Source organism: Haloferax sp. Atlit-12N (genome assembly GCF_003383095.1).
Lineage (GTDB): Archaea > Halobacteriota > Halobacteria > Halobacteriales > Haloferacaceae > Haloferax.
In genome coordinates, this window is sequence record NZ_PSYW01000002.1 from 98,580 (window position 1) to 114,891 (window position 16,312).

The 16,312-nt window shown below is 65.7% G+C and carries 15 protein-coding genes and 3 tRNA genes; 10 read left to right on the top strand and 8 right to left on the bottom strand.

Annotated elements, in window-relative coordinates; genetic code table 11:
- Positions 1-6 precede the first annotated feature (6 nt).
- Positions 7-549 carry a hypothetical protein gene (locus C5B90_RS08700; RefSeq protein WP_115880802.1) on the top strand — a complete coding sequence of 181 codons (543 nt, stop codon included), beginning with the start codon at positions 7-9 and terminating at the stop codon, positions 547-549.
- A 90-nt stretch (positions 550-639) separates the two neighbouring features.
- On the top strand, positions 640-2,160 hold the full coding sequence (locus tag C5B90_RS08705; protein WP_115880804.1) for a DASH family cryptochrome: 1,521 nt from the start codon (positions 640-642) through the stop codon (positions 2,158-2,160).
- A gap of 6 nt (positions 2,161-2,166) precedes the next feature.
- Here C5B90_RS08705 and C5B90_RS08710 read toward each other — a convergent pair whose 3' ends face one another.
- The 6 genes from C5B90_RS08710 to C5B90_RS08735 all read right to left on the bottom strand — a co-directional run bounded on the left by C5B90_RS08710 (position 2,167) and on the right by C5B90_RS08735 (position 8,926).
- On the bottom strand, positions 2,167-2,598 hold the full coding sequence (locus C5B90_RS08710; protein ID WP_115880806.1) for a disulfide bond formation protein B: 432 nt from the start codon (positions 2,596-2,598) through the stop codon (positions 2,167-2,169).
- A 389-nt stretch (positions 2,599-2,987) separates the two neighbouring features.
- Complete coding sequence (locus tag C5B90_RS08715; RefSeq protein ID WP_115882458.1) at positions 2,988-4,349, bottom strand: MgtC/SapB family protein; 1,362 nt, start codon at positions 4,347-4,349, stop codon at positions 2,988-2,990.
- Between the two features lie 246 nt (positions 4,350-4,595).
- Positions 4,596-4,670: transfer RNA gene (locus C5B90_RS08720), tRNA-Glu, on the bottom strand.
- 86 nt (positions 4,671-4,756) lie between these two features.
- The gene (locus C5B90_RS08725; RefSeq protein WP_115880808.1) at positions 4,757-6,733 is read right to left on the bottom strand and encodes a 3-hydroxyacyl-CoA dehydrogenase/enoyl-CoA hydratase family protein; all 1,977 of its coding nucleotides are present in this window, start codon (positions 6,731-6,733) and stop codon (positions 4,757-4,759) included.
- A 141-nt stretch (positions 6,734-6,874) separates the two neighbouring features.
- Entirely contained in the window at positions 6,875-7,456 is a 582-nt protein-coding gene (locus tag C5B90_RS08730; RefSeq protein WP_115880810.1) for a DNA-3-methyladenine glycosylase, read from the bottom strand.
- Positions 7,457-7,564: 108 nt separating this feature from the next.
- Complete coding sequence (locus C5B90_RS08735; protein ID WP_115880812.1) at positions 7,565-8,926, bottom strand: RimK/LysX family protein; 1,362 nt, start codon at positions 8,924-8,926, stop codon at positions 7,565-7,567.
- Positions 8,927-9,057: 131 nt separating this feature from the next.
- On the opposite strand from C5B90_RS08735, the gene C5B90_RS08740 reads away from it, so the two are divergent.
- The 8 genes from C5B90_RS08740 (at position 9,058) to C5B90_RS08770 (ending at position 15,289) form a co-directional block, all read left to right on the top strand.
- Positions 9,058-10,083 carry a succinylglutamate desuccinylase/aspartoacylase family protein gene (locus C5B90_RS08740; RefSeq protein WP_115880814.1) on the top strand — a complete coding sequence of 342 codons (1,026 nt, stop codon included), beginning with the start codon at positions 9,058-9,060 and terminating at the stop codon, positions 10,081-10,083.
- A 110-nt stretch (positions 10,084-10,193) separates the two neighbouring features.
- Entirely contained in the window at positions 10,194-10,589 is a 396-nt protein-coding gene (sdhC, locus tag C5B90_RS08745; protein ID WP_004974453.1) for a succinate dehydrogenase, cytochrome b556 subunit, read from the top strand.
- Positions 10,589-10,960 (top strand): succinate dehydrogenase hydrophobic membrane anchor subunit, encoded by a 372-nt coding sequence (locus C5B90_RS08750; RefSeq protein ID WP_004974454.1) that lies wholly within the window; start codon positions 10,589-10,591, stop codon positions 10,958-10,960. Before sdhC ends, C5B90_RS08750 begins: the two co-directional genes overlap by 1 nt.
- Positions 10,960-11,841 (top strand): succinate dehydrogenase/fumarate reductase iron-sulfur subunit, encoded by an 882-nt coding sequence (locus C5B90_RS08755; protein WP_058568980.1) that lies wholly within the window; start codon positions 10,960-10,962, stop codon positions 11,839-11,841. Before C5B90_RS08750 ends, C5B90_RS08755 begins: the two co-directional genes overlap by 1 nt.
- A gap of 55 nt (positions 11,842-11,896) precedes the next feature.
- Positions 11,897-13,744 (top strand): FAD-binding protein, encoded by a 1,848-nt coding sequence (locus C5B90_RS08760; RefSeq protein WP_115880816.1) that lies wholly within the window; start codon positions 11,897-11,899, stop codon positions 13,742-13,744.
- Between the two features lie 148 nt (positions 13,745-13,892).
- A tRNA-OTHER gene (locus C5B90_RS20295) sits at positions 13,893-13,990 on the top strand.
- 234 nt (positions 13,991-14,224) lie between these two features.
- A complete protein-coding gene (locus C5B90_RS08765; protein ID WP_008094913.1) occupies positions 14,225-14,443 on the top strand; it encodes a helix-turn-helix domain-containing protein in 219 nt (72 codons plus the stop codon).
- Between the two features lie 426 nt (positions 14,444-14,869).
- Positions 14,870-15,289: a hypothetical protein gene (locus C5B90_RS08770; protein ID WP_115880818.1), complete on the top strand. Its 420-nt coding sequence runs from the start codon at positions 14,870-14,872 to the stop codon at positions 15,287-15,289.
- 94 nt (positions 15,290-15,383) lie between these two features.
- Here the strand turns inward: C5B90_RS08770 and C5B90_RS08775 are convergent.
- Positions 15,384-15,457 (bottom strand) — tRNA-Thr (locus tag C5B90_RS08775).
- Positions 15,458-15,468: 11 nt separating this feature from the next.
- Positions 15,469-16,038: a GNAT family N-acetyltransferase gene (locus C5B90_RS08780; RefSeq protein WP_115880820.1), complete on the bottom strand. Its 570-nt coding sequence runs from the start codon at positions 16,036-16,038 to the stop codon at positions 15,469-15,471.
- Positions 16,039-16,312: the final 274 nt, after the last annotated feature.

Sequence of the window (16,312 nt, forward strand, 5' to 3'; positions counted from 1 at the left end):
GGGGCGATGGCCGAGCCTGACCCGCCGACCGTGTCCGAGGAGTCGGTCGACGACTCCCTCGACGAGGCCGACATCCACGACGTGCTCAGAAACGAGCGGCGGCGGCTCGCGCTCGAACGACTGCGAGACGGGGACGGGCCGGAGTCGGTCGGCGACCTCGCGGAGCACATCGCCGAGATAGAGTCCGGCGAGTCGCCGCCCCCGAAGAACGTTCGCCAGAGCGTCTACATCTCGCTGCACCAGACTCACCTGCCCAAACTCGATTCGCTCCGCATCGTCGCGTACGACTCGCGGGCGAAGACCGTCTCGCTTGGGTCGAGCGCCGCCGAACTCGACCACTTCTTGGCCGACGACGAACCGACGCGGACCCCTCTCGCGGTCCTGACGCTCGCGACCTGTCTGGCCGGACTCGCGCTCCTCTTCGCCGGCTGGATGGGCGTCCCCGTCATCGACCGCGTGGACCCGCGGCTCGTCGCCGGACTCACGCTCACCGTCGTCGCCGTCGTCGCCGGCGCGGAACTCCGCTTGCAGACGCGAAGCCGGACGTAGGTCGGGCGGAGCGACCGGGGGTCGCCCTCTTGTATCACTCCCGAATCCGCCGTTCGACTCAAGTCACCCCCATCCTAAGCGCCGCCGACGATGTCCGAGTCAACTTCGCTCGCGTGGTTCCGCCGCGACCTCCGCCTGCACGACAACGAGGCGCTCGCGGCCGCCTGCGACGCCGACCGCGTGGTTCCCGTCTACTGCGTGGACTCCCGCGAGTACGGCGACCGACCGTTCGGCGGCCCCGACTCCTTCGACTTCGAGAAGACCGGCGCGCACCGCGCTCGCTTCCGCCTCGAATCGCTGTCCGACCTGCGGTCGTCGCTCCGAGACCGCGGGAGCGACCTCGTCGTCCGCGAGGGCCGTCCCGAGTCCGTCCTCCCCGAGGTGGCCGACGCCGTCGATGCCGACTTCGTGACGGTCCACACCCACCCGACGCCCGAGGAGTCGAGCGTCGAAGCGGCGGTCGAGCGGGCGCTTGGAGACGGCGACGTCGAACTCCGGCGCTTCTGGGGGCACACACTCACCCACCTCGACGACCTCCCGATGGCGCTCTCGGAACTCCCGGACACGTACACGACGTTCCGGAAGGCGGTCGAATCGGCCGCCGAAGACACCGACGAGAGCGACGGAGGCGCGGGCGACGAGCCCACGGACGGCGGCGACCCCGCTGGCGGCGACCCGCTTCCCGAACCGACTGTCTCGCCGCTTCCCGGGGACGCGCCCGCCGCGGGCGACCTTCCCTCGATTTCGGACCTCGTCGGGAATCCGGACGCCGAGTCCCAGAGCGCCCCGGACGAACGCGGCGTCCTCTCTTTCGATGGCGGCGAGACGGCCGCGCTCGACCGCGTGGAGTCGTACATCTGGGCGGGCGACAACCTCCGGGAGTACAAGGAGACGCGAAACGGACTGCTCGGAGCCGACTACTCCTCGAAGTTCTCGCCGTGGCTGAACGAGGGCTGTCTCTCGCCGCGGTACGTCAAGGCCGAGGTCGACCGCTACGAGGACCGACGGGTCGCCAATGACTCGACGTACTGGCTCGTCTTCGAACTCCGCTGGCGCGATTTTTTCCAGTTCCAGTTCGCCAAACACGGGAGCGACTTCTTCCGTCGAGAGGGCATCCGGGAGCGGACCGACATCGACTGGCGAAGCGACGACGCACAATTCGAGCGCTGGGCGGCGGGAGAAACGGGAATCCCCTTCGTCGACGCGAATATGCGGGAGTTGAACGCGACCGGCTACATGTCGAACCGCGGGCGGCAGAACGCCGCATCGTTCCTCGCCAACGACCTCAGACTGGACTGGCGACGCGGCGCGGCCTACTTCGAGACGCGACTCGTCGATTACGACCCCGCGTCGAACTACGGCAACTGGGCCTACATCGCGGGCGTCGGCAACGACTCGCGGGACCGCTCGTTCGACGTGCGCTGGCAGGCGAACCGCTACGACGAGGACGCCGAGTACGTGAAAACGTGGCTCCCCGAACTCGACGCCGTGCCCGCCGAGTACGCCCACGAACCGTGGGAACTCACCGAGGACGAACAGGAGACCTACGGGGTCGAGTTGGGCGTGGACTACCCCGAACCGATGGTCGACCTCGACGATTCGAGCGAGTAGCCGCGGTCACATCCCCCACGCGTCGTCGGCCGACCCGCCGAGGCGGGCGGCGGCGACAGCGAGGAGCGTCACGAGTGCGAACCCGATGAACGCGAGTCGCGGAATCGTCAGGAGACCGCCGAGCATAGAGTACTGGATGGACGTACACGGCCCGCCGACGGTACAGGTCGCGCCCGGGGCGACCTGCAGGTACGAGTGGTAGCCCGAGAGTGCGAGCCCGCCCAGCGAGAGGGGGAGCACCGTCTTCCAGACGCCGGGTCGGTCCTCAACCGCGGCGACTCCGAGCACCACGACGAGTGGGTACATCAGGATGCGCTGGTACCAACAGAGGTCGCAGGGCGTCAGTCCGAGGCCGAGGCTGAAGTAGAGACTCCCGCTCGTCGCGGCGAGCGCGACGAGGGTTCCCGCGGCGAGCGCGGCGCGCGTCGTGTCCGACACGGTCAGGCGCTCCCGAGGATGTTTCCCGCCCGGTTCGGCACCACGTTCACCTGCTGTCGCTCCGCGTGCGGTTCGCCACGGTCTCGTCGGGTCGGGTCGCGTATCATCGCTTGTTGGACGTGGAGCCACGATAGACGGCGGTGTACCTCAAGCCATCGGCTCGGTGGTCGAGTCAGACGAGCGCAGTCGCTCAGAAGCGTCGGATACGCGGAATGACCCTCGCCCGTCGGGGGACGACCGACGGGCGAATCTTCGTGGGTCGTTCGGTCACGGGATACGCGCCGAACCAGTGCGATTTGATTGCCGCGGCACGGTGTTATCAATGTTGTGTCGCTGACTGTTGTGTCGGTTGCGGTGATTCCGTGGGCGCGGGGCTCCGCACGCCCGTCTCACGGCCGAAAGACGACGATAATGACGCCGACGACGCCGGCGGCCACGAGGAGCGCGCTTCGGCGGGCCACCGGACCGAAGAGTTCGCGGTCGACGCTCGTCGCAAGCGCGACCTTGACCCCGATGCTCGCGGCGGTTCCGGCGAGGACGCCGACGACGGCGGTCGTTCCACTGATGTTGCCGCCGCCGTAGAGCGTGACGGTGGTCGTGACGACCGACCCGCTCGACACGAGTCCGCCGATGAAACTCGTCACGATGAATCCAGTCGCGCCGAAGTACTCCTGTGCGGCCGCGGAGGCGAGCAACACGAGGAGGAAAAACACACCGAACCGGAGGGCGCTTTCGAGGCTGAACGGCGACTCGAACGCCACGTCGAGGTCGACGCCCCACTCGCGAGAGTGCAGCGCGTAGCTCATCCCCACGAGTGCGATGAGTCCGAGGGGAACCCCCACCTCGACCGCGAGTTCCGGGACGAACACGACGACGAGCGAGAGGTTTCGGAGCGCCATCGCCGCGTCGGCCATCAGAATCGCGCCGGCCGCGAGCGGTCGAATCGACGGGTTCCGGCTGGTCCGACCGGCTATCTCGCCGATGACGGCCGTCGAGTTCACCAGCCCGCCGAAAAAGCCCGTGATGGCGATGCCGCGTTCGCCGTACCGCCGGATGATGACGTAGTTGACGAAGCCGATTGCGCTCACCGCGACGACGAGCAACCAGACGGTCCGGGGGTTGACGGCGTCCCACGGGCCGATTCGCCCCTCGGGGAGCAACGGGTAGACGACGAACGCGATGATGGCGAACTCGACGGCGCTCCGAACCTCGTCGGTCGTGAGTCGCCGGGCGAACCCGTGGAGTTCGCGCCGCAGGACCAACAGGAGCGACGACGTGAGCGCGACGACGACGCCCTCGATGACGAAGCCGCTTACCACCGCCGCACCGACCGCGTAGGCGACCAACAGCGACGTGGACGTGGTGAGCGAGAGGCTCACGCCGAGGTCGTCCAACCGCGCGGCCTCGGTGTCACCGCGGCGGCCGTCACCAGCTTCGGCGTCAGCATCCGCATCGAAGTCGAGTCGTGAGTCGGTTCGGTCGTCTTCGCTTTCGCGCGACCCGCGTTCGACGAGTCCGCGACTCCCGAGCAACACCGCTTGCGCGACGACCAACAATCCGCCGACTGCGAGGAGGATGTCGCTCCCGACCGCGACGGCGACGCCCCCGAGGAGGCTCGTCAGCGTGAACGTCCGCACGCCGGCGCTCTTTTTCGACCGCTCGCGCTCCAAGCCGAGGAACATCCCCAACGCCGCCGCGACGAACAGGCGGACGACGACGGGGTCGATTTGCGAGACGAACTCTTCGAGCATCATCGAACTCCCGAACGTCCGTGTTCCATGCTATCGTGTATATTTTAATTGCTATCGTTAAAAACGTGTAAGCTAATTGGTGTGGTCGGGAGTCGAGTTGGTCGGGATTGAGAGAAGTGTTCGGGAGGAGATTTGAACCTCAGTCGCTCACGCTGTTCGCTCTCTGCTTCAAATCCCCCGTCGTGCATTCAGTCTCACAAGACCGAGAGACACAGAGGTCTCTCGAAGGTTTGTGTTCGACAGAAGTGCTCGGTAGGGGATTTGAACCCCTGTCCTCGGCTCGAAAGGCCAAGATGATTGGCCGGACTACACCAACCGAGCGTCTGCATTCACGAGTGGTCGTTGGACTATTTTAAGCGTTGCGTTCCATCGTGGGTAAGTGAGAGGAACCCACCCACGGCGTCGGCTTACTCGCCCGTGAATTCGGGGTCGCGGTCGCTCGTGAAGGCCGCGATGCCCTCCATCAGGTCCGAGGTGGTAAACAGCAGGCCGAACGCCTGTGCTTCGACTTCCAGCCCGGAGTCGGTATCTTCCCAGCCGTTGTGCATGGCGCGCTTGGTGTAGCGCTGGGCGACCGGCGGGCCCTGTGCGAACCGCTTTGCGTACTCGAAGGCCTGTTCTTCGAAGTCGTCGTTCTCGACGACCTCGTTGATGAAGCCGTAGTCGGCCATCGTCTCGGCGTCGTAGCGGTCGGCGCTGAAGATAATCTCCTTCGCGCGGCCGGTGCCGACGATGCGCTGGAGGCGGACCGTGCCGCCCCATCCGGGGAGGAGCCCGAGGTCGTGCTCTGGCTGGCCGAGTTCGGAGCGCTCCGTGGCGATGCGGAGGTCGGCGCACATGGCGAGTTCCATCCCGCCGCCGAGACAGAAGCCGTCGATGCCGGCGATGACCGGCTTGTCGAGTTCCTCGAGCTTTCCGAACGTCTGTTGGCCCTTCCGGGAGATTTCGACGCCCGAGACGGCGTCGCCGCCGCCCGCGGCGATGCTCGTCACGTCGGCCCCGGCGGAGAAGGCGCGGTCGCCAGCGCCCGTGAGGAGCACGGCGCGAACCTCGTCGTCGTCGGCGAGGGCGTCGAGCGCCTCGGAGAGTTCGTCCATCAGTTCGATGCTGATAGTGTTGAGGCGGTGCGGGCGGTCGAGGGTGATGTGACCGATGCCGTCGCGGACCTCGACAGAGATGTCGTCGAACGCGGGAGCCTCGTCGGATTCCTCCTCGCCGCCGTAGAAGCCCTCGCCGGACTCGGCGAGGTCGCGGAGGTAGTCGACAGCCTCGTAGCGCGCTTCGTCGGTCTCGTCGTGGAGTTCGTCGAGAGCGCCGACGAGCGTGGCGATGCCGGCGTTGTCGGCCATCTTCGCCGGGCCGTCGGGGAAGCGCCCGCCGAGTTTGACCGCGCGGTCGATGGCGGCCGGGTCGGCCACGTCGTTGCCGACGAGACCGGCGACCTCGTTCGCCATGACGCCGAGCAGGCGGTTCTTGACCGCTTCGCTCCCCTCGTCGTGGGGGACCTCGGCACCCTCGCCGTCTTCGTAGTCGTAGAAGCCCTTGCCGGTCTTCTGGCCGAGGTCGCCCTCTTCGACCTTCTCCGAGAGGAGCGGACAGGGTTCGTAGGCGTCGCCGAGCACCTCGTGCATGTATTCGAGGACGTGATAGCCCACGTCGATGCCGACGTAGTCGGCGAGTTCGAAACTCCCCATCGGGAGGCCCATGTCGTACTTCGTCGTGGAGTCGACTTCGGCCATCGTCGCGTCACCGGAGTGGACGATCCACGCGGCCTCGTTCATCAGCGGGACGAGGATGCGGTTCACGATGAAGCCGGGGCTGTCCTTGCGGACGCGGACGGGCGTCTTGCCCATCGCCTCGGCGAGGTCCTCGACGAGTTCGAGCGTCTCGTCGGCGGTGTGCGCGCCGGAGATGACTTCGACGAGGTCCATGCGGACCGGCGGGTTGAAAAAGTGCATCCCGCAGAAGCGCTCGGGTCGCTCCGTCACTTCGGAGAGTTCGGTGATGGAGAGACTGGAGGTGTTGGTGGCGAACACCGTGTGGTCGGGGGCGTGTTCCTCTAATTCGGTGTACACCTCCTTTTTGATGGACATCTTCTCGGGGACGGCCTCGATGACGACGTCGGCGTCGGTAACGGCTTCGCCGAGGTCCACCGCAGTCGAGACGCGGGCAAGCGCGGCGTCGGCGTCGTCCTGCGACAGTCGGTCCTTCTCGGCGAGTTTGTTCAGCGACCACTCGATTTGGTCGTAGCCCTTCTGAACGAACTCGTCTTTGATGTCGCGCAGCACGACGTCGTAGCCGGCGAGGGCCGCGACCTCCGCGATGCCGTGGCCCATGTTGCCCGCTCCGAGAACGGTGATACTGTTGACGTCATCTACGTTCATGGACGAACGTTATAGTGCGCGGCGGTTTCAACGTTTCCCTCGCGTGAAATATAAACGAAACAGACGTTTATTCAACCGACAGAACACACCGGCGCAGTCTGGCGATTATTCGCTCCCCCGTTACTTTCCACCCTGCGGGCGTTAGTCCACGCACCGCCAGAGGTAGCGACTGGCGTAGCTTCGATAGGGTGCCCATCGCTCGGCGTGCTCGCGCATCTCGCCGCGGGAGACGGCGTCGGGTTCGAACCCGAAGACGTGTTCCATGCCGCGTCGAATTCCGAGGTCCTCGACCGGAAACACGTCCTCGCGGGCGAGCACGAAGATGAGGAACATCTTCGCGGTCCAGTCGCCGACGCCGCGAATCTCGGTGAGTGCCGCGACGACCTCGTCGTCGTCCATCGCCCGGAGGGATTCGGCCGACAGGCCGTCTCGGAACGCGTCGGCGACGTTGCGGACGTAGCCCACTTTCTGATTCGAGAGGCCGCAGTCGCGCAGGACGTCCTCGTCAGCGGCCAGTATCCCCTCGGGGGTGACTTCGACGCGGTCGAACAGGCGGTCCCGAATCGTCGCCGCCGCGGTCGTCGAGAGCTGTTGGTTGACAATCGAGACGACCAGTCGCTCGAAGGGGTCGTCGGCGGGGTCGAGCGAGAGCGGGCCGTGTTCTTCGACTACGTCGCCGAGGTGCGGGTCCGCCCGGAGTTCGCGGTAGGCGTCGTCGCTCATCGACTCGTGGTTGGGGCGTCGGCGAGAAAAGTGCGCGTGTCTCGAGTGCGGTCGCCGGTCGGTTCGACGGCGGTGACCGCGCCGGTGGCCGTGGCGTGGCGGACCGACTTACTCTTCGAGGAGTTCTTCTTCCTCGTCGTCGCTGTCGTTGCGGTCGGCGTTGGCGCGGCGGCGCACGTCCACGCGGTAGTGCTCGAGGATGTCGCGCCCGAGCAGCAGCGGGTAGTCCATGTGCGAGCGGTCCTCGACGCTGGCGGTCACGGTGTGCTGGGTGCCGCCGATACCGATGACGAGGTCGACCACGGGACGGGCCTTCCCGCCCTTGAGGCTCCCGGACTTCACGCGCGTCATGCTCTTGATTGGCCCCGCGCCGATTTCGGCGGCGAGGCTCGTGTCGATGCTCGTCCGGGTCGCGCCGGTGTCGGACTTGGCGAGGGTCTGCTGGGAGCCGCTGGTCCCGTTGACGACGACCTCCTCGATGTAGCCGATAAGGGGCGCTTCACCGTCGATGATGGGCGACTCGTTGGGGGCACACGAGGGGACGGAGTCGTCGAGCGTCGCCGAGAGCTCCTCGACGCGCGTCTCGTCGACCTCGCCGCCCGCGCGCTCGATTGCGAGCTTCGCGATGTGCGGCGCGGGGCTCTTGCCCGTCGCCTGATACAGACCCTTGAAGCCGGCCGTCGGGTTGGCTTCGAGGACGAACCAGCCGTCTTCGCCCTCGACGAGGTCGACGCCGACGTAGTCCATCTCCATCACTTCGGCCGTGTAGAGCGCAGTTTCCCGCGCTTCCTCGGGCATCTCGTCGGTCGCGTTGAGCACGTCGCCGCCGAGGGCGACGTTGGTCCGCCAGTCGCCGTCAGGGGCGTATCGGTACATCGCACCGATGATTTCGCCGTCGACGATGTAGACGCGCAGGTCGCGGTGGCGGTCGCCGTCGCGGTCGATGAGCTTCTGCAGGAACGCCTGTCGGTTACCGACCTTCGGGTTCACGGGCTCGGTCAGGTCGACCTTCCACGTCCCGCCGCCGTGGGTGCCGATGGCGGACTTGTAGACGCCGACGTCGCCGAAGCGCTCGCGGCCCTTGTTCAGCCGGTCGTTCGAGAGCGCGAGGAGCGCGTCGGGCACCTGGATGTTCCAGTTGGCGAGGGTCGCGGCCGTGGCGAACTTGTGAATGGCCGCGAGAACCGCGTCCGGCTCGTTGAGCATCGGTCGGATGCGGTTGAACGTCGTCGCCAGCCCGAGCAGTTCGGCGGGTTCTTCGGTGTTCGACAGGAGCAGTCGGTTCGCGATGATGTCCACCTCAGGCTCGACTGTCACCTCGCCGTCTTCGATGCTGACCGCCGCGTTCTCCCGACGGAGCCACACCGGTTCGTGGCCGAGGTCTTCGACCGCGTTGAGGATTGCCTTCGTCTCCTTGCTGTTGTGCAGAGAAAGCACGCCGACACGCACGGCGTCGTCTGTGGTGGACATACTCAGTTGATATCCTCCGGGTTTCAAAGACATGACGGTCGAGAGCCGGCCGCCCGCGATTCGCGGCCGCGAGGACTGCGTCGGGCGGTCCGTCGCGACCGTTTATAACCCCGGCCCTCCCATCGCATCACATGGCCGACAACGAGGCCTTCACCTACAACGGCGGGAAGGTCGAGCCGGGCGAGACACAGGACATCCGGTACGGCATCTCCGAGACGTATCTCGGCGACCCGGTTCGCATCCCCGTCACCATCATCAACGGGGAGCAGCCGGGGCCGACCGTGTTCCTCTCCGCCGCCGCCCACGGCGACGAACTGAACGGTATCGAGGTCGTCCGCGAGGTGGCCTACGAGTGGGACCTCGCGGACCTCGCGGGCACGCTCGTCTGCATGCCGGTGATGAACGTCCCCGCGTTCCTCGCCCAACAGCGGTATCTCCCCATCTACGACCGCGACCTGAACCGGTCGTTCCCGGGCTCCGAGACCTCCACGGGGGCCAAGCGGATGGCACACCGCATCTACCAGAACTTCATCGCGCCCTGCGACCTCGGCATCGACTTCCACACGTCGACGCGGGGGCGGACCAACATGCTCCACGTCCGCGCGGACATGTCCGACCCCGCGGTCGCGCGACTCGCAAACGCCTTCGGCTCGCACGTCATCATCGACAGTTCCGGGTCCAGCGGGATGCTCCGCACCGAGTCGTCGGCGAGCGGGACGCCGGCCATCACCGTCGAGATGGGCGAGGCCCACCGCTTCCAGCGCGAACTTATCGACGAGGCGCTCGCGGGCGTCGAGAGCGTCTTCGCCGAGTACGGCCTCCGGGGAGCCTCGACGGTCAACTGGCCGGGCTGGCGGACCGTCATCTCGGACGAAAACGAGAAGACGTGGCTCCGCGCCGACGCGGGCGGCATCGTCGACATGCACCACGACCGCGGCGCGCTCGTCCACGAGGGCGACCGCATCTGCACGATTACGAACCCGTTCAAGGACGACAACGTCACCGTCGTCGCCCCCTTCACGGGCCTGCTCGTCGGCGTCCTCGAAAACCCGGTCGTCTACCCCGGGAACCCGCTTTGCCACCTCGTCGAACTGAAGGACAAGGTGCGGCGCGTCGTCGAGCGCGAGCAGTCCGGCACCCCCGAGCCGACGCTCTGAGACCGGCCAGCCGGCCCCGAGATATTCGGGGGCCGGCGACTTTTGCCAACCCTCACGAAACTCCATACACGTAAGTTCTATACCCTCCCCTTCCCGACACTCACAGGAGCATGAGTCAGTCTTACAATCGGGGCCTCATCGAGGACTTCAGCAGATGGCGGGAGTTCTCGGCCGGCATGTGGGCCTGGATATTCCACAAGTTCACCGGCTGGGTGCTTGTGGGCTATCTCTTCACCCACATCGCCGTGTTGTCGACGGCCCTCTCGGGCGCGGCGGCGTACACGAACACGATTCAGGCGCTGGAGAGTCTCTTGGTCGTGCGTATTCTGGAAGTCGGGCTGCTCGCGGTGGCGGTGTTTCACATCCTCAATGGACTGCGGCTGCTGTTCGTCGACCTGGGCGTCGGGCTGGAAGCACAGGACAAGAGCTTCTACGCGTCGCTCATCCTCACGGGTGTCATCGTCGTCGCGAGCGTTCCCACGTTCCTCTCGGGGGTGAGCATCTAATGGCAGAGCGATACACGTCCTTCGAACCCGGCGGCCGGCGGTGGCTCTGGCAGCGGCTGACAGCCGCCTTCCTCGTCGTGGTGCTGGCGTTCCACTTCTTCCTGCTCCACTTCGTCAACCACGCCGACGAAGTGACGTTCGCCCTCTCACAGGCGCGCATGGAGCAGCTGACGTACTTCTCGCTGATGATCCTGTTCCTCGTCACCGCGACGTTCCACGGGGTCAACGGCGTCTACAACGCCCTCGTCAACCAGGGCCTCACGGGTACCCGGAAGACGGCGGTCAAGGCGATTCTCGGTCTCGCGAGCGTCCTCCTCATCGTGCAGGGCGTCCGCACGGCCCTCGCGTGGGCCGGAGGTGTTCCCATCTAATGAGCACGCAAGTTCCCGAATCTGTCGAAGAGGAATCGACCACGGAGACGGCGTCCGCCGGCAAGCAGAAGCGCGACGCGAAAAAGCGCGAGCGCGCCGAGCGAGTCCAAGAGCAGCGCGAGGCCGAGGCGGCCGAGAAGGCGCGCTCCGCGGACGACACGTTCCACCTCAAGGTCTTCCGCTACGACCCCGAGGTGCCGGAGAAACAGGAGCCCCGCTTCGACGACTTCCACGTCCCGTACAAGCAGGGGATGACGGTCCTCGACGCGCTCATGTGGGCGCGGGACCACTACGACTCCTCGCTTACCTTCCGGCACTCCTGCCGGCAGGCCATCTGCGGGTCCGACGCGCTGTTCGTCAACGGGTCGCAGCGACTCGGCTGTAAGACCCAGCTGTCGGACCTCTCGGAGCCGATTCGGGTCGAGCCGCTCCCGCACGCCGACGTGGTCAAGGACCTCGTCGTCGACATGGAGCACTTCTACGACCAGATGGAGTCGGTCGAGCCGTACTTCCAGACGAACTCGCTTCCGGACGGCGAACTCGACGAGCAGCGCCAGACGCGCGAGAACCGCGAGAAGGTCAAGATGTCCACCCGCTGCATCTGGTGTAGCGCGTGTATGTCCTCCTGTAACATCGCCGCCGGCGACAACGAGTATCTCGGTCCCGCGGCCATCAACAAGGCCTACCGCTTCGCCATGGACGAACGCGAGGGCGAGGACATGAAACAGCGCCGCCTCGAAATCCTCGAACAGGAACACGGCGTCTGGCGCTGCCAGACCCAGTTCTCCTGTACCGAGGTGTGCCCGAAGGACATCCCCCTCACGGAGCACATCCAGGAACTCAAGCGCGAGGCGATTAAGAACAACCTGAAGTTCTGGTGAACTTCCCGGTGAAACCCTGAAGTTCGACCAACCCTACGACACATCCAAACACACCATGTACGAACACGACGTTATCGTAGTCGGCGCGGGCGGGGCGGGCCTGCGCGCGGCGATTGCGGCACACGAGGAAGGGGCCGACGTGGCCATCGTGTCGAAGCTCCACCCGGTCCGAAGTCACACGGGCGCGGCGGAGGGCGGCATCAACGCCGCGCTCCGCGAAGGCGACTCGTGGGAGGACCACGCCTACGACACGATGAAGGGCTCGGACTATCTGGCCGACGCGCCGGCGGCCGAGACCCTCTGTAAGGACAGCCCGAAAGAGACCATCAAGCTCGAACACTGGGGGATGGCGTTCTCCCGTGACGACGACGGCCGCGTCAGCCAGCGGCCGTTCGGTGGGCTCTCGTTCCCGCGGACCACCTACGCGGGCGCGGAGACGGGCCACCAGCTGCTCCACACGATGTACGAGCAGCTCGTCAAGCGCGGCATCAAGGTCTACGACGAGTGGCACGTGACCCGACTGGCCGTCTCCGACGAGGAGAAGCCGGAAGACCGGAACTGCCACGGCATCGTCGCCTACGACGTTCAGACCGGACAGGTAGAGGGCTTCCGCGCCCGCAACGGCGTCATCCTCGCCACCGGCGGTCTCGGACAGGTCTACGACCACACGACGAACGCGGTCGCCAACACCGGCGATGGCGTCGCGATGGCCTACCGCGCCGGCGCGCCGATGGAGGACATGGAGTTCATCCAGTTCCACCCGACGACGCTCCCCTCGACGGGTGTCCTCATCACCGAGGGCGTCCGCGGCGAGGGCGGCATCCTCTACAACGAAAACGGCGAGCGCTTCATGTTCGAGTATGGCTACGCGAACAACCTCGGCGAACTCGCCTCGCGCGACGTTGTCTCCCGGGCCGAACTCACGGAGGTCAACGAGGGCCGCGGCATCGAAGACGAGTACGTCCACCTCGACATGCGCCACCTCGGCGAAGAGCGCATCATCGACCGCCTCGAGAACATCGTCCACCTCTCGGAGGACTTCGAGGGCGTCAACCCCCTCGAAGCGCCGATGCCGGTCAAGCCCGGCCAGCACTACGCGATGGGCGGCATCGAGACCGACGAGAACGGCGAGACCTGCATCTCCGGCCTCTACGCGGCCGGCGAGTGCGCCTGCGCGTCCGTCCACGGCGGTAACCGCCTCGGCGGCAACGCGCTCCCTGAACTCATCGTCTTCGGGAAGCGCGCCGGCCATCACGCCGCGGGCAAGGACATGGAAGAAGCCGAAATCACGACCGGCAAGGTCGGCGACTACGAACTCGGTGAGGTCGACTCGCCGGTCGAACTCGGCGAAGCGGGCATCGGCGAGGACGCCGTCGCCGACGGCGGGACGGCGGCGGACGCCGGCGCGTCCGTCTCCGGAGTGGACCTCGTCCAGCGCGCCGTCGAAGACGAGCGCGAGACCATCGACACCCTCCTGGAGCGAGAAGACGGTATCCAGCAGGCCGAGATTCGCGAGCGCGTCCAGAAGTCGATGACGCGCAACGTGAACGTCTTCCGCGAGGAATCGGCCCTCAAAGACGCGCTCCGCGACATCCGCGAGGCGCGCGAACTCTATCAGGACGTGTTCGTGGCCGACAAGTCGCGGACGTTCAACACGGACCTGCTCCAGACGTTGGAGACGCGCAACATCCTCGACATCGCCGAGGCCATCACGCTCGGCGCGCTCGCGCGCAATGAGTTCCGCGGTGCCCACTGGCGCAAGGAGTACCAAGAGCGCCGCGACGAGGAGTGGCTCAAGCACACGATGCTTTCGTGGAACGACGGCCGCCCGGAACTCTGGTACAAGCCGGTCATCCTCGAAGGCGAGGACAAGACGTACGAGCCGAAGGTCCGGAGCTACTGAGCCGACCGCGACTCGTCTGAGTCGTAGACGCCCTTTCTTTCGACGCCGACTCCCGAGCGGTGCACCGACGCGCTCAGCGCGCCGAATCGCGTGACCGCGGCCGGGGGCCACCAACGGCTATTTGCCCGCTCGACCCCTACGTCAGCCCGGAAGGGTGGCTCAGTGGTAGAGCACACCGGCGCAGGCCCTCGCGGTCGGTCCGGTGGTTTTCAATGGCTTCGCGTGGTTCGACTCCCGCCCCTTCCGTCTCGGAACTGCGGGTCGCCCGGCCTCGCCATCCGATTGTCGGCGACTCGCCCTCTTCGACGACAGTCGAAGTCGGGGGCGTCGAACACCGACGATTATCCGATGTACGTTCGTGACGAATACAACGATTCTCTCGAATTCGGGACGTTCGGCGCCTCACCCCCGACCGCGGTTCTTCGACGATTGTTGTAAGAGAGTTTTATTATCGTCGAAGCAAACAGGATGACAACGACCATGCAACAGACGGTTCCGACCATCGAAGTCCCCGGCGAACTCGAATCGCCCTCGGCCAAACTCGTGTACCTCTATCTCACCACGCACGACGGCGCGTCCATCACCGACCTACAGAACGGGCTGGAGATGAAGAAAATCGCCCTCTACAGCATCCTCAGTACGCTGTCGAAGCGCGGCTTCGTCCGACAGGACGCCGAACGCTACCACGTCGCTCAGTGATTTCTCGGCGACCGCGCTGCCCGTACCTGTGCGCCGTCGCGGACCATATCCTCGCAGTTCGGGCAGACGCGCGGATTCTCCATGCCATCGGGAGTGAAGACTCGGGCGTATGCGGGCGTCACGAACGAACCACAGTTCTGACATTCCGGCATGGTATCTAGTATCCTCCATGATTATCACATAAGTTTTCTCCCTAGACGAGTGCGAGAAGGAGGCCGACGACGAGGAGCGCGAAGATGAGAAGCGTCACGGCGAGCATGAATTGGTCGGTCGCGTTCATACCGAACACGACGTTCCGGATAAAGATAAAATTCCGTCTCGACGCCGCGTCCCCGCCGCCCTCGACGGATTTCTAATTTTCGACCGCGATAACGAGGGGGGTAGAACTAAATTCATTGCCTCCGTCGGTCCCGTAACGGTCCTCCAATGGAGTTCGTGTACGCGTTGTCTGGGTTGTTCGCCGGGCTCTTTCTCGGAGCGGTGGCAGTCGTCACTGCGCTCACGTACACGCCCTACGGCGCGTCCCTGTTCGACACCGCGATAACCGCGCTGACCGGTGTCACGCTCCAACTGGGAAACCTCCTGTTCATCTCGGCGCTCACCGCCCTCGCGTTCGAGGGCCTCGCGATGAGCGGCATCCGGTATCCGATCGTCGTCCCCGCGGCGTTCGCGTACGTGCTCACTCACGTCACGGTCTACTACTCGTGCATCCGCATCACCGACCTCCAGTCGGAGCCACTCGACCCCGACGTTATCATCAAGCATAATCCGTTTCGGGCGCTCGTCCTCGGCGTGCCGGGGTCGCTTCTCCTCATTCGGGTCCGGCCGCCCGCGAGGCGGAACTGAACCCGTCTCGACGAACCGCGGGCGTGGCTCCGGCTCGCGACGACTGAACGCGAGGCCCGCGTGGGCCGCAGAAAACGGTCGAACCGGCGAAGGAAGCCAGGAGTGGGATTTGAACCCACGAAGTCTCGATTACAAGTCGAGTGCATGAACCGCCCATGCTCTCCTGGCGCGTCCGTCGATTACCGGTCCTCCTTTGAGTGTGTATCGTTTCGCATCGATTTCTCCAGTTCGACGCGGTGCGGCCGGTAGCCGTGCCGCCGATAAAACCGACGGGCGGCGTCGTTGTCCGCCAGCACGTCCAGCGCGACGGTATCAGCGCCGGCGTCTCCGAGCGCGGTCTCCGCCGCCGCCAGCAGTTGCGCGCCGACCCCGGCGTCTCGGTACACCGGGCGGACGAACAGGTTCCGAATCATCCCGCGGGTCGCGTCCTGCTCGTACGCCCCCGCCTCGATGTCGAACATGACGAATCCGACGATGTCGCCCGCCTCCGCGTCCTCCACGTCCTCCGCGCCGCCTCCGTCGCCTCCGCCGCCGTCTCCGCTGGTCTCTCCGGTCGCGCCGTTCTCCTGTCCCTCTCGGGCGACGAGCACGCCGTCGGCGGCGACGTGTCGCGCCAGCGCCTCCCGTATCGGCGTCCGGTTGGCGTCGGCGCGGAGGTGCGACCCGAACGCCCGCTGGTCCGCGGCAAGTTCGACCCACAGGTCGGCGAGGTCGTCGAGGTCGGAAAACGCCGCCGAACTGACGCGCATGGGTCCTGTCGGGGCTCTATCTGCTTTTAAGTGTCGCCGATTTGGGCCGAATTCGAGTAATCGAGGTCCTGCGGGGTGCCAAGCGGGGTCAGTAAAGACGACCGATGAAGAAAGATTTATCTATGTTTATCGTCCGCACATATCATGAGGATAGTTATCAATGGGTATTGCCGAAACCTACTCCCGTGGCAGGCAGTTCGCCATCGAGCGTCCGTTCGCGCTCGTCTTGGCGGTCATCGTAGTCGTACTTCTCGGTGACTTGCTTCGCGGGTTA